Origin of the sequence: Streptomyces synnematoformans (assembly GCF_039531005.1) — a bacterium.
In the GTDB taxonomy this organism is placed as follows: domain Bacteria; phylum Actinomycetota; class Actinomycetes; order Streptomycetales; family Streptomycetaceae; genus Streptomyces; species Streptomyces synnematoformans.
The window spans coordinates 1-12,631 of record NZ_BAAAPF010000213.1; the positions used below are offsets into that span (position 1 = coordinate 1).

Here is a 12,631-nt window from a genome sequence, read left to right on the forward strand (position 1 = left end):
GGGGTGGCCTGGGACGGGTCGGGGGAGCGGCCCCGGGCCGCGGTGCTGGTGGTGCCGGTGCTCGACCCGGCGCTCGCGCCGCGGCTCGCCGGGCTCGCCGGGCTGCTCGCCGACCGCGGCAGTGCCCTGTCGCACCTGGCGGTGCTGGCCCGGGAGTACGGGGTGCCCACGGCGGTGGGCGTGCCGGGCGCGGTGGGGCGGTTCCCGCCGGGCACGGCGCTGACGGTGGACGACACGACCGGTGCGGTGGCGGCCGCCGGCACCGCCGGCGCGGACGGCGCGGACGGCGCGGACGGTGAGGACGGTGAGGACGGTGAGGACGGCGCGGCCGGCGCCGTCGACGCGGACGGCGGCGCCGGCACGGCCCACGGCGGCAGCCGCGAGGCGGCGGCGTGACCGGCGGCGCGGCCGCGGCCCGCCGGGGGGTGGCCGGCGCGGCGGGGGAGGCGGCGTGAGGTACGCGGCGTACGTCTTCGGCGGACTGTCCGGCGCCGCCGCGGCCGGCTACTTCGTGCTCTACCTCCACCGCTGGGAGTGGCAGCGCGCGCTTATCAGCGGCGTGCTGCTGCTGGCGATCGAGGTGCTGCTCGTCGGCATCGCGCTCTACGCCCGCGTCTCCCGGCTGGAGCGCGAGGTCGCCGACGGCCGCGACCGCACCGAGGAGATCCTGCGCGGCCTGCAGCGCGCCCGGCCCGAGCCGTCCCAGCGGTTCCGGTGGCTGGCCGGCCCGCGCCCGGACGGCACGGACCGCACGTACGTCTTCGTGCCGGTGCTGATGGCCGCCGGCGCGGCGCTGTCGGCCGCCGCCTGGGCGGTGCAGAAGGTCGCCGCCGCCACCGTCCGCCCCGCCGACCACCGCACGGCCGCCCGCCTCGCCGGGCTCGCGGCGCCGCCCGGCGGCATGGCGCGCGCGGAGCCGCTGGAGTCCCGGCCGGCGGTACGGCGCCCGCCCCGGATCCGTACGCTCGTCGTCGCCGTACTGGCCCTGGCCGCCCTGGTCTTCGGACTCGGCCGGCTCGCGGACGCCACCCAGACCCGGCCCGGGAAGAGCCCGGACGCCGCGGCGACGGCGGTCGTCTTCGAGGTCACCGTGCGCGGCACCGACGATGCCGCGGCGGGCCGGATGGCCGCGCGGGACCTGTGGGAGAGCTGCCGCCGCTCGACCCGGGTCCCCGCGCGCCACGCCGTGCTGAGCAGGCTGGAGGGCGCCGTCTGGGTGGGCAGCGTCCGCCCGGCCCTCGGCGACCACGACCGCATGCGCCTGCGCGGCTGCCTCGACGACGCCCTCGCGCAGCGCGCGACGGCCAAGGTGCTGGGCGACGGGCAGCTCGGCGGCTGAAAAAACCCGCCGGTCATTACCGGTAATCGCCGTGTGACCGCATTCGGGGTCTTCCGGAATATCCGGGGAAAGGCCGCGGTCAACTCCCGTGACAGTGCACATCCGAGTAGTGCGGACTACCCGGTCGCGCGGTGGACCGGGCGGCCGGAATCAGTAGTCTTCTGGCGGGGGATCGGCGCCGTCCGCGGGCGCTCTGCATTTTCCCTCGAATTGGCCGAAGTTTTAAAGAAACTTGAGAGAGGGAGATGCGCACCATGACGACACGAAGACGCCCCCCGGCCGCCGGATCCGCACCCCGCCGCAGGTCGGTACTGCTCGGCGGGATCGGCGGCGCCTCGACCGCCGCCCTGGCGGCCCTGGGCCACACCGGCTCGACGGCCGCCGCCGAGCCGGCCGGACAAACGGCGGCGGACGCCGCCGACTTCGACTTCGACACCGGAAACTTCGTACGCGATCTGATCGCCCGCTTTCGTCCCGCAGAGGACGTCTACGGGCCCATGGACGTCACCGTGCTCCACCGTTTCATCCATGTGTCGACCGCCGCGTGGTTCGACGCGATGGCGCCCTATCACCCGACGGCGGTGGGCGTGTACTCCCGTATCCGCCGCCGCCCCGCGGGCGAGTCCACGACCAACCGGAACAAGAACATCGCCGCACTGCACGCCAATTACCAGGTGATCAAAGGGGTGGAGCCGGGCCGGAAAACCGCCTTCCGCGACCTCATGGTCGCCGTCGGCCTGGACCCCGACGACGAGTCGGAGGACCCGACCAGCCCCGTCGGCATCGGCAACCTGGCGGGCCGGGCCGTTCTCGCCCGTACGGCACACGACGGCATGAACCAGCTCGGCGACGAGGGCCGCACCTACAACGGCCGGCCGTACGAGGACTACACCGGCTACCGCCCGGTCAACTCCGCGTACGGGCTGACGCACCCGTCGCGCTGGCAGCCGAACCTGGGCACCCACAACCGCCGCCTCGCCGGGAACGCGGGCGACAAGGGGATCTTCACCGTCCAGGCGTTCGTCACCCCGCAGCAGCGCCTGGTCCGGGCGCACACCTTCCGGGACCCCCGGCGCTTCGGGCTCGCCCCGCCCGAGTTCAGCGACCACACCCGGCCGCGGGAGTACAAGCGCGCGGTGGACGAGGTCCTGGCGGCGTCGGCCGCGCTGACCGACGAGCAGAAGGTGAAGGCGGAGGTCTTCGACAACAAGTTCCTCGGCGTCGGCATCTCCGTGGGCGCCGCGGCCCAGGCGCACGGTGAACTGGACCTCGACGACCTGGTCCACCTCCTCTTCGGCAGCACCGTCGCGATCTTCGACGCGCTTGTCGCGGTCTGGCACCACAAGACCCGGTACGACGCCGTACGGCCGTTCAGCGCCGTCCGCCACGTCCACGGCCGCCGGCGGGTCACCGCCTGGGGCGGCCCGGGCAAGGGAACGGTGCACGACATGCCCGGCGACGAGTGGACGAGCTACCTCAACGTCGGCGACCACCCCGAGTACCCCTCCGGCTCCGCGTGCGTCTGCGCGGCGCAGGCGCAGGCGACGCGGCGCTTCTTCGACGACGACGTCCTGGACTGGACGTTCCGGGCCCCGGCCGGCTCGACGCTGGTCGAGCCGGGGCTCACCCCCGGGGACGACCTCGCGCTGCACTGGGGCACGTGGACGGACTTCGTGCGGGACTGCGCGGACAGCCGGACGTGGGGCGGGGTGCACTTCCTGAAGACCGCGGAGCGGTCCATCCCGTTCGGCGAGCAGTTCGGGGACCTGGCCTACGAGTTCGTGCAGCGGCACGTCCGGGGCGAGGCCGGGGGCTGACCGCCGCCGGGCGAGGCGGTCCCGCGGCCCGGCCGCCCGGCGGCCGGGCCGCGGGGGAGTGCGGGGCGGTGCGCCACCACGGCACCGCCGCGCGGGCAGCCGCCGCCCGCCGACGCACCATGCCCGTCACACCGCGCCCGGCACACCGCGCCCGCCGCGCCGGTCACGCGGTCACGCCGCGCCCGTGATCCACGCGAACGCCCGCTCCGCCGAGAACTCCCGCTGCCCGCCCCGGAACACCAGCCCCGCCCCCGCGGCGACCGCCTCGTCCGCCTGCTCCGGCAGATACGGCACCGCCACGCACCGCATCCCGGCCCGGCGCGCGGCCTCCCAGCCCGGCGGCGCGTCCTCCACCACCGTGCAGTCCGCCGGCCGCACGCCCAGCCGCCGGGCCGCCGCCAGGAACACGTCCGGCTCCGGCTTGCCCCGCGCGACCTCCTCCGCCGAGACCAGCGTGGTGAACAGCCCGTCGAGCCCCGCCGCCGGGAGCACCGCCTCGATGGCGGCGCGCGAGGAGCCGGACGCCACCGCCGTCGGGCACCCGGCCGCGTACAGCATCTCGGCGAGCTTCCGCATCTGCGGATACGCCTCCGTCGCCGCCCGCGCCAGCCGCACGTACTCCGCGTTCTTCTCCGCCAGCAGCTCCGCCACCGGCGCCGCCAGCCCGTACCGGGCGCGCAGCGTGCGCAGCGTCTCCCGGGTGCCCACGCCCAGGAACCCGGCGTGGTCCTCCCAGGTGAAGTCCGGGACGCCGTGCCGGGCGAGGACACGGCGCCCGGCCTCGTAGTAGTTCGGTTCGCTGTCGACGAGGGTGCCGTCGAGGTCGAAGACGACGGCGGTGGGACCGGTGGCGCTCATGCCGGCAAGCATGCCAAGGCCGGTACGCCCCGGGCCGGGCGGGGCGGGTCAGCCGGTGACCGGGATCCCCGGGTTCACCAGGCCGCGGCCGCCGGTGACGGTGTTGCTGTCCGAGACCGTCACCGGGCAGCTGTGCGCGTCGTGGTTGGTGACGTGGATGGCGTACCGGTCCGGGCCCGTCGCGCCGCCGAGGTCGGACCTGTTGCCGCGGAACGTCGCGTTGCAGCCCCAGCCGTCCTGCACCTCGTGGGTCTGGTAGCCGTCGTTGGTCGTGCCGCGGCCGGTGTTGTCCTCGACCAGCACGTCGTTGCCCTTGATGTCGACCCACGAGTCGTCGTAGTTCGCGCCGGTCAGGCCGCTGCCGTCGAAGGTGTTGCCGATGATCCGGGCGCCGGTGGTGCCTTCCTTGACGTCGATGTTCTCGCCGCCCACGCCGGGGCCGATCGTGTTGCCCCGGATCAGGATGCGGTCGCTGCGGTCGCCGGTGCCGCCCGCGCTGCCGACGTAGACGCCCTCGCCCATGCCGCGGCCGTCGTGCCCGGTGTCGTGGATGCGGGAGTCGGTGATCGAGCCGTCGGAGCTGGAGTTGCGGAAGTGCACGGCCTCCATGTCCAGGTCGTGCACGGTGACGGAGGCGATGTGCACGTGGTCGGCGTCGTCGAGCACGATGCCCTTCTGCCCGCCGGTGACCGTGAACCCGTTCAGGTTCCAGTGCGAGGCGCCGTCCAGGTGCAGCCCGTAGCCGCCGCCGGCGACCAGCACCGCGTCGGCGGAGCCGGTGAGGCCGGCGGGGGCGGCCGCGGCGCCGGAGGCGGTGATGTCGAAGTTGCCGCGGTAGGTGCCGTCGGCCATGCGGACCTCGTCGCCGGGGCCGGCGGCGGCGAGCGCCGCCTCCAGCTCGCCCGCGGTCGCCACGTCGATCACGTCGGCGGTGTCCGCGGGCCCGGCGGCGGCCGCGCTCTGGACGCCGCCCAGCAGGGCGGCGGCGGACAACAGGGTGCCCGCGATCCGGGTGCTGCTCTGCGCTCCGTGCATGTGCCGTCTCCTCACGTCCGGTGGTATCACGGTGCGCGGCCCCTGCGCGTACGGCATTGTCCAGCACTCCCGTCCGGTGCGGTACGGGACGTGTCGCCGGCGGCGTGCGGGAGTTGGCCGGACGGGCGGGAGATCGTCGGGTAGGGTCGCCCGGACCGGCCCGGACCTGCTGGAAGGAGAAAGCGCATGGGTGGATCGGTTCTGCGGGCCTGCGTCGGCTCGTTCTCCAGCGGTGGCGGCGCCGGGATCACCGTCGCCGACGTCGACCCGGACACGGGCGGCCTCGTCCCCCGGCACTCCACCGACGCCGTCCCCGACCCCTCGTTCCTCGCCGCCGCCGACGGCGGCCTGCTCTACGCCGTGAGCCAGACGGAAGGCGGGAGCGTCGCCGCGTTCCGGCTGACCGGCGACAAGCCCGAGCCGGTCGGCGACCCCGTGCCCGTCAGCGGCGACCACCCCACCCACCTCGCGCTCGCCGGCGGCCACGTCATCACCGCCAACTACGCCTCCGGCAGCTTCAGCACCGTCCCGATCACCGCAGGCGGCGCCCTCGCCGGCCCCGCCGCGCTGCTGCAGCACGAGGGCGGCGGCCCGGTCGCCGAGCGCCAGGAGGGCCCGCACGCCCACCAGGTCGTCCCCGACCCGACCGGCGCCTGGATCCTCGGCGTCGACCTCGGCACCGACTCCGTGCTGGTGTGCGCCCTTGACGCCGACCGCGGGGCGCTCCGCCTCAACCACGAGGTCCGGCTGCGCCCCGGGACGGGCCCGCGCCATCTGGCCTTCCACCCCGACGGCCACCGCGTCTACGTCGCCTGCGAGCTGGAGCCCGTCGTCACCGTCTGCTCCTGGGACGCCGCCACCGGCACCCTCGAACCGCTCGCGGAGGCGCCGATGCTGACCGCCGAGCCGGACGCCACCCCGTACGCCTCGGGCATCGTGGCCTCCCCGGACGGCCGCTTCTGCTGGACCGCCGTGCGCGGCCCCGACGTCGTCGCCACCCTCGCGCTCGACGAGGCGGGCGACGTCCGCGAGGCCGTCTCCGAGGTCCCCTGCGGCGGTGCCTGGCCGCGGGATCTCGCGATCGCCCCGCGGGGCCGCCACCTCTACGCGGCCAACGAGCACTCCGGGGACGTCACCTGGTTCGAGATCGACGCGGCGACCGGCACCCCGCGCCGCACCGGCTCGGCCGCGGTGCCGGCGGCCTCCTGCGTCGTGTTCGCCTGAACCGGGCCGCCCGACGGCCCCGCACCCGGTCCGTCACGCGGCGGAGCCGCCGGCACGCGCCGGCGGCTCCCTTCATCCCGTGCGGGGCGTACGCGCCGCCGCGTTCCCGTCAGCGCATCGGCGCCCCGGCCGGCTGCGGCGCGATGCCCAGCGTCGTCGTGTACTGCGTCAGCGCCAGCTGCCCGACCGACGGGTACGGGCCCAGCGGCTCCGCCGCCTCGCACTCCGCCTCCTGCGCCGCGGTGGCCAGCATCTCCGCCGGCAGCTCGGGGCCCAGCGCGTACGGCGCGAGCGCGAGCCGCGCCGAGCCCGAACTCCGCAGCGACTCCGCGACCTTCGCCACCGCACCCGCCCGGTCCAGCGGCGCCGCCATCACCGGCACCGCCAGTCGCGCCGAGAGCAGCATGCCCGTCACGCCCGCCGCCTGGACAGCCTCCTCGCCGCCCACGGCGCCGAGGATGATGCCGTCCGCCGCCGTCGCGACGGTGAACAGCCGCGCGCGGTCCGCCCGGGCCAGCCCCGCCTCCGACAGCCGCACGTGCAGCGCCTCGGCGAGCAGCGGGTGCGGCCCGAGGACGTCGGTGAGCTCGACCGCCGTCCCGCTCGTCGCGATCGTGTCGCGCACCCGGTCCAGCAGCACGGGGTCGGGGCCCGCGAGCAGCGGCACCACGACGGCCACCGGCACGTCCTCCGCCACCTGGAGCGTTCCGGCCTCGGCGAGCGCGGCGCGCTGCGCCGCGGCCTGCGCCAGCACCGCCGTCAGCGGCGGGAACTCCTCGTCCTCGCCGTCGACGTAGGCGACCCGGCCGTCGAGCCCCGGAAGGTCGGAGCGGGCGATGCTGAGCACCTCCTCCGCCATGCTGCGGATGGCCGCGGAAGGCGCCCCGGGCACGGCCAGGACCAGCGCCGGCGCGCCTTCGGGCGCACTCGGCCGCTCCGGCTTGCGGTGCCGCCCCGGCTGACGGCGGGGCATACGTACGGGCAGACCGGCTGCGTGTCCATCGTGTCCATCGGCAGAGCTCATGGCGCCGCATGTTAACGCGTCGCCGCGGTCCGACACATGCCCGGGGTGGCCATTCGCCCGCCGGCGTGACCGCCGGAGCACACCGGGGGACAGGAGGTGACGGACCTCCTACGCACCGTCCCGGGCACGCTACGCGCGGTCGCCGCCCGGCCGTCAGGCCGCCCGGCCGCACGGCCGCCCGGCCGCAGGGCGGGCCCGGGCCCGGGTCCTACCAGACGTCGAGCATGCCCCGCTCCACCGGCAGCACCAGCTCCCCCGCCGCCAGCGCCGCGTCGATCCGCAGCGCCCCGGTCAGCGGCGTCCCCGCCGCGGTCGCCATCCGGGCGCGCGGCAGCCGCTCCGCCAGCTCCGCGCGCAGCGGCGCCAGCAGCGGCTCGCCGATGCCGAAGAGCCCGCCGGTGAGCGCGACCGCGCTCCCCGGGTCGGCGGGGCAGACCGCGACGGCCGCGGCGGCGATGTGCTCGCCGGCCTCCGTGAGGATCGCGGCCGAGACCGGGTCGTGCGGGGCGCACCGGGCGACCTCCGGCGCGAACGACGCCAGCACCGCCGGACGGTCCGGCCGCGGGTAGAGCAGGGCCGGCATCTCCGTACCGGTGCCGAACACCGACTCCATCCGGGCCAGCAGCGCCGCGGAGCCGCCGCGGCGGCCGTCGAAGGCCCGCATCGCCGCCTCCAGCCCCGCCCGGCCGATCCACGCGCCGCCCCCGCAGTCGCCGAGGAGGTGCCCCCAGCCGTCGGCGCGCCGCCACCCGGCCGCGTCGAGCCCGGTGCCCACGGCGATCATGCCGGTGCCGGCGGCGACGACGGCGCCCGGGTGCTGCCCGATCGCTCCCGCGTACGCGGTGACGCCGTCGGCGGCGAGCGCCAGGTGCCGTACGCCGAGCGCGTCCGCGAGCGCCCCGGGCAGGCGGGCGCGCAGATCGCCGCCGAGGGTGGCCATGCCGGCGGCGCCGACGCACACGGCGTCGAAGGACTCCGTCCCCGCCGCGCGCAGCAGCCGGTGCGCGGCGGGCAGCACCTTGCCCAGGAGGTCGTCGGCGTCGAGCCCGTCGTCCCCGGTGACGACGGGCCCCGCGGTCTCGACGCCGGCGTCGTCCGCCACCGGGTCGGCGCCCCCGGCGGCGACGGCCGCCGCGGCGATGCGCAGCCCCGAGCCCCCGGAGTCGATGCCGAGCACCTGGCGGGCCGTGTCGTTGGTCATGGCGGCTATCCGTTCGTCGGCAGCGTCCAGTCCACCGGCTGGGCGCCCTGCTTCTGCAGCAGTTCGTTGGCCCGGCTGAACGGCCGGGAGCCGAAGAAGCCGCGGTCGGCGGACATCGGGGAGGGGTGGGAGGACTCGATGGCGGGGTAGTCGCTGAGCATGGGGCGCAGGTTGCGCGCGTCGCGGCCCCACAGGACCGCCACCAGCGGCCGGCCGCGGGCGGCGAGCGCCCGGATGGCCTGCTCGGTGACCTGCTCCCAGCCCTTGCCGCGGTGCGCCGCGGGGCGCCTGGGCGCGGTGGTCAGCGCCCTGTTGAGCAGCAGCACGCCCTGCTCGGTCCACGGGGTGAGGTCGCCGTTGGCGGGGCGCGGGTGGCCGAGGTCGTTGTGCAGCTCGCGGAAGATGTTCTCCAGGCTGCCGGGCAGCGGGCGCACGTCGGGGGCGACGGAGAAGCTCAGGCCCACGGCGTGGCCCGGGGTGGGGTAGGGGTCCTGGCCGACGATGAGCACGCGTACGTCGTCGAAGGGCTGCTGGAAGGCCCGTAGCACGTTGGGCCCGGCGGGCAGGTATGTCCGGCCCGCCGCGATCTCGGCGCGTAGGAAGTCGCCCATGGCGGCGATCTGTTGGGCGGCCGGTTCCAGGGCCTTGGCCCAGCCGGCTTCGACGATGTCGTGGAGAGGACGTCCAGCCATGGCCGGTCACTCTACTGGCTCCGCGGGCCCCCGCCCGCCACGTCTCAGACGGCCGCCGCCCGCACGCAGAGCACGTCCGGCAGGTGGGCGGCGAGCTGCGTCCAGCTCTCCCCCTCGTCGGCGCTGGCGAAGACCTCCCCGTTGCGGTTGCCGAAGTACACCCCGGCGGGGTCGGAGTCGTCGGTGCGCAGCGCGTCCCGCAGCACCGTGCCGTAGTGATCCTCCTGCGGCAGCCCGGCTGACAGCGGCTCCCAGGTCGCGCCCGCGTCCTCGGTGCGGTAGACGCGGCAGTGGTTCTCCGCGGGCACCCGGTCGACGTCGGCCGTGATGGGGAAGAGGTACGCCGTGCCGCCGCGCGTGGGGTGGGTGTCGACGGCGAAGCCGAAGTCCGACGGCAGGCCCGCGCCGATGTCCGTCCAGGTGGCCCCGGCGTCGTCGCTGCGGTAGACGCCCCAGTGGTTCTGCAGGTAGAGCCGGTCCGGATCGACGGCGTCCCGGGCGACCTTGTGCACGCACTGGCCGAACTCCGGGTACTTCTCCGGCTGGAAGACCACCTGCACCCCGGAGTTCGACGGGGCCCAGCTGGCGCCGCCGTCCGCGGTGCGGTAGACGCCGCCGGCGGAGACGGCGACCGTCACCGACCCGGCGTCCCTCGGGTCGGTGACCACCGTGTGCACCGCGAGCCCGCCGCCGCCCGGCTCCCACCGCTCCCGCGTCGGGTGCTCCCACAGCGGCCGCACCAGCTCGAACGTCTCGCCGCCGTCCTCGGACCGGAACAGGCCGCCGGGCTCGGTGCCCGCGTACACCACGCCGGGGGCCTCGGCCCCGGCCGGCTGCAGCTGCCACACCCGCTCCAGCGAGGTGCCGGTGTCCTTCGGGTACGTCACCGGCTGCCGCCGGGGCTCCTGCCACGTGGCGCCGAGGTCGTCGGAGTGGAAGACCGACGGGCCCCAGTGCGCGCTGTCGCCGCCGGCGAGCACCCGCGGCGCCGCGCCGCGCACGTCGATGCCCACCGAGTACACGGCCTGGGCCTTGAAGTGCGGCCCGTCCAGCTCCCATGCGCCGCCCCGGCGCCGCCCCAGGAACAGCCCCTTGCGCGTTCCGACCGCCAGCAGTACGTCCTGCATCGGGATCCACCTCCGTGCGCCCTCGTCGTCGAGGTCGTCGAGTAGGGGACAGTCTGCACCCGGGCACTGACACCGGCCCCGCGAGACGCGCGGAGCCGCGGGTGCCCCGGCGCCGCGCGCGCCTCCCCCTGCTCCCGGTCCCGCTCCGGCTACCGCTGGTGCGCGGCGCGCGCCGGCAGCCCGTCGGAGGGCAGCACGCCCTCCGGGGGGACGCCGAGGTGCCAGTCCAGCCCGTAGCGCCGGAACAGCTCGCCGCGCAGCCGGTCGAGCGGCATCGGCACCCCCGGCAGCAGCAGCGCGAAGACCGCGCCCATGAGCTGCGCGCGCAGCATCGGGTACTCCGTGTCCGGGTCGGGCGAGCCCCAGCGCGCCACGGTGTCGTGCAGCAGGTACGCCAGCCGCTGCTGCTCTGCGCACTGGATGAACCCGTCGGCCTGCAGGATTCCGGCCATATGGTGGCGCATCAGCACCGGGTGGTCCTGCGAGAGACCGAGGACCGCGTCGATGGCGCGGGCCATCCGCTCCCGGCCGTCCTGCGGCTGCGGCGGCCGCTCCAGGGCCGCGGCGAGCGTAAGATGCATCAACCTGTGCACGGCCGACTGCACGAGCTGGCGTTTTCCGGGGAAGTAGTACGAGACGAGCCCGCGCGCGGAACCGGCGCGTTCCGCGATGTCCCCCAAGGTCGTGCCCTCGAAGCCCCGCTCGTCGACCAGTTCCACCGTGGCTTGCAGCAGACGCTCCCGGGAACGGCGTCGGAGTTCTTCATTGACTGCGGGCCTGCGGGGGGACATCCTGTAACTCCTGCCTTCACTGGCTGTCAGCCAGTATACTCAGCAAGGCTTCCGGCACCGGGGCGGCGCCCCGGGGGCCGGGGGAGTGGTGGGCTCGGGCGATGCGGGGGATCGCCCGACCCCACCATGCCTGGGTGCGGCCTCCGCGCGGAGAATTTTTCGCGACCCGGGAACACGGAGTCCACGTCGGCCGTTTGACGGTGTGAGGCCCCGCGCTCCCCCGTCGCGGGGCCTCACCAATTGCCGTGGCGGCCCGGCCCGCGGCCGGTGCGCCGCCGCCGCGCCGGGGGCACGCGTACGGGAGGACGGGCATGCTGACACCGGGCCGCGAGATCGAGGTAAAGCTGGTCAAACAGCAGCGGCCGGGCCTGAGCTACCCGGCCGTCGCCGTCCGCGACGACGGCGAGCACGCCGTCGTCCGGGCCCCCTGGGCGGGCCCGCCGGAGCGCGACGCCGGCTACGTCCGGTTCGAGCGGGGCGACGTGTGGACCGAGCACTTCTGGCGCGACCGCTGGTACTCGGTCAAGGAGATCCACGACGCCGACGGCCGCCTCAAGGGCTGGTACTGCGACGTCGCCCGCCCCGCCCGCGTGGAGGCGGACCGCGTCACCGTGCACGACCTGGACCTCGACCTCTGGCTCTCCGGCGACCGGCAGACCCTCCTCCGGCTCGACGAGGACGAGTTCGCCGCCAGCGGCCTGCCCGAGCGGGACCCGCGCACCGCCGCCCGCGCCCGCGCCGCGCTCGACGAACTGGAGACGCTCGCCCGCGCCGGCCTCGACGACCTGCTGGCCGCCTGACGTGGCCGAGCGCGACGTCGCCCGGCCCCTGCTCGACCGCTTCCGCGCCGCCCTGTACGACGCCGTGCCGCTGACGGCGCTGTGGGCCCACGGCTCGCTCGCCCTCGGCGACTACCGCCCGTACCGCAGCGATCTCGACCTCGTCGCCGTCGTCCGCGCCGACCCCGGCGCCGACCCCGCCGCCCGGCGGCGGCTGCGGGCGCTGCACCAGCGGCTCCACCGCGAGGTACCGCTCGCCGCGAAGCTGCACTGCTCGTACCTGGCCGCCGACCGGCTCGCCGGCGCCGGCCTCGACCACCTCACCTGGGCGCACGCCGAGCTGTTCCGCCGCCCCGTCACCCCGGTCACCCGCCGGGAGCTGCACACCGGTGCGCTGGTGCTGCACGGTCCCGGGCCCGAACGGCTGCTGCCGCCGCTGCCGGACGAGGAGCTGACGGCGTTCATCCGCAAGGACCTCGCGGAGTACTGGCTGCCCGCGGCCGCCCGGCGGCGCCGCTGGCTGCACGACGTGTGGGTCGACCTCGGCCCGGTCACGGTCGCCCGCGCCGGCGTCACCCTGCGCGAGGGCCGGCTGATCACCAAGGGCGAGGCGCTCGACGTGCTCGCGGCCGACGGCGCCCCCGCGCGCCTCGTTTCCGACATCCGCGACCGCCGCTACGCCGAGCACCCCGCCCGCACCGCGCCGCACTGGCGGCTGCGCCGCGCCGCCCTGGGCCGCGCGTA

The 12,631-nt window shown here is 76.1% G+C and carries 13 protein-coding genes; 6 read left to right on the plus strand and 7 right to left on the minus strand.

The window, feature by feature from the left end; all coding sequences use genetic code 11:
- From ABD317_RS25570 to ABD317_RS25580, 3 genes are all read left to right on the plus strand, one after another.
- Positions 1-396, plus strand: a 396-nt coding sequence (locus ABD317_RS25570; RefSeq protein ID WP_344292376.1) for a PEP-utilizing enzyme, incomplete at its 5' end; no start/stop codon positions are given.
- 55 nt (positions 397-451) lie between these two features.
- Positions 452-1,339 carry a hypothetical protein gene (locus ABD317_RS25575; protein ID WP_344292378.1) on the plus strand — a complete coding sequence of 296 codons (888 nt, stop codon included), beginning with the start codon at positions 452-454 and terminating at the stop codon, positions 1,337-1,339.
- A gap of 254 nt (positions 1,340-1,593) precedes the next feature.
- Positions 1,594-3,156, plus strand: a complete 1,563-nt coding sequence (locus ABD317_RS25580; protein WP_344292380.1) for a DUF6851 domain-containing protein — start codon at positions 1,594-1,596, stop codon at positions 3,154-3,156.
- Between the two features lie 171 nt (positions 3,157-3,327).
- Here the strand turns inward: ABD317_RS25580 and ABD317_RS25585 are convergent, their stop codons facing one another.
- Positions 3,328-4,014, minus strand: coding sequence for an HAD family hydrolase (locus tag ABD317_RS25585; protein ID WP_344292383.1), 687 nt, complete (start codon positions 4,012-4,014; stop codon positions 3,328-3,330).
- A gap of 48 nt (positions 4,015-4,062) precedes the next feature.
- Complete coding sequence (locus ABD317_RS25590; protein WP_344292385.1) at positions 4,063-5,049, minus strand: right-handed parallel beta-helix repeat-containing protein; 987 nt, start codon at positions 5,047-5,049, stop codon at positions 4,063-4,065.
- A 186-nt stretch (positions 5,050-5,235) separates the two neighbouring features.
- On the opposite strand from ABD317_RS25590, the gene ABD317_RS25595 reads away from it, so the two are divergent.
- Positions 5,236-6,273, plus strand: a complete 1,038-nt coding sequence (locus tag ABD317_RS25595; RefSeq protein ID WP_344292387.1) for a lactonase family protein — start codon at positions 5,236-5,238, stop codon at positions 6,271-6,273.
- Positions 6,274-6,382: 109 nt separating this feature from the next.
- Here ABD317_RS25595 and ABD317_RS25600 read toward each other — a convergent pair whose 3' ends face one another.
- The 5 genes from ABD317_RS25600 to ABD317_RS25620 form a co-directional block, all read right to left on the minus strand.
- Positions 6,383-7,246: a sirohydrochlorin chelatase family protein gene (locus ABD317_RS25600; RefSeq protein WP_027757417.1), complete on the minus strand. Its 864-nt coding sequence runs from the start codon at positions 7,244-7,246 to the stop codon at positions 6,383-6,385.
- A 259-nt stretch (positions 7,247-7,505) separates the two neighbouring features.
- Positions 7,506-8,498, minus strand: a complete 993-nt coding sequence (locus tag ABD317_RS25605) for an N-acetylglucosamine kinase (protein ID WP_344292389.1) — start codon at positions 8,496-8,498, stop codon at positions 7,506-7,508.
- A 5-nt stretch (positions 8,499-8,503) separates the two neighbouring features.
- Complete coding sequence (locus ABD317_RS25610) at positions 8,504-9,190, minus strand: uracil-DNA glycosylase (protein ID WP_027757419.1); 687 nt, start codon at positions 9,188-9,190, stop codon at positions 8,504-8,506.
- A gap of 44 nt (positions 9,191-9,234) precedes the next feature.
- A complete protein-coding gene (locus ABD317_RS25615) occupies positions 9,235-10,317 on the minus strand; it encodes a WD40/YVTN/BNR-like repeat-containing protein (protein WP_344292391.1) in 1,083 nt (360 codons plus the stop codon).
- A 149-nt stretch (positions 10,318-10,466) separates the two neighbouring features.
- Entirely contained in the window at positions 10,467-11,108 is a 642-nt protein-coding gene (locus ABD317_RS25620; RefSeq protein WP_027757421.1) for a TetR family transcriptional regulator, read from the minus strand.
- Between the two features lie 311 nt (positions 11,109-11,419).
- On the opposite strand from ABD317_RS25620, the gene ABD317_RS25625 reads away from it, so the two are divergent.
- Both ABD317_RS25625 and ABD317_RS25630 read left to right on the plus strand, forming a co-directional pair.
- Positions 11,420-11,908 (plus strand): ribonuclease FAU-1 family protein, encoded by a 489-nt coding sequence (locus ABD317_RS25625; protein ID WP_344292394.1) that lies wholly within the window; start codon positions 11,420-11,422, stop codon positions 11,906-11,908.
- A 1-nt stretch (position 11,909) separates the two neighbouring features.
- The coding region (locus tag ABD317_RS25630) for a nucleotidyltransferase domain-containing protein (protein ID WP_344292396.1) at positions 11,910-12,631 on the plus strand (722 nt) is incomplete at its 3' end.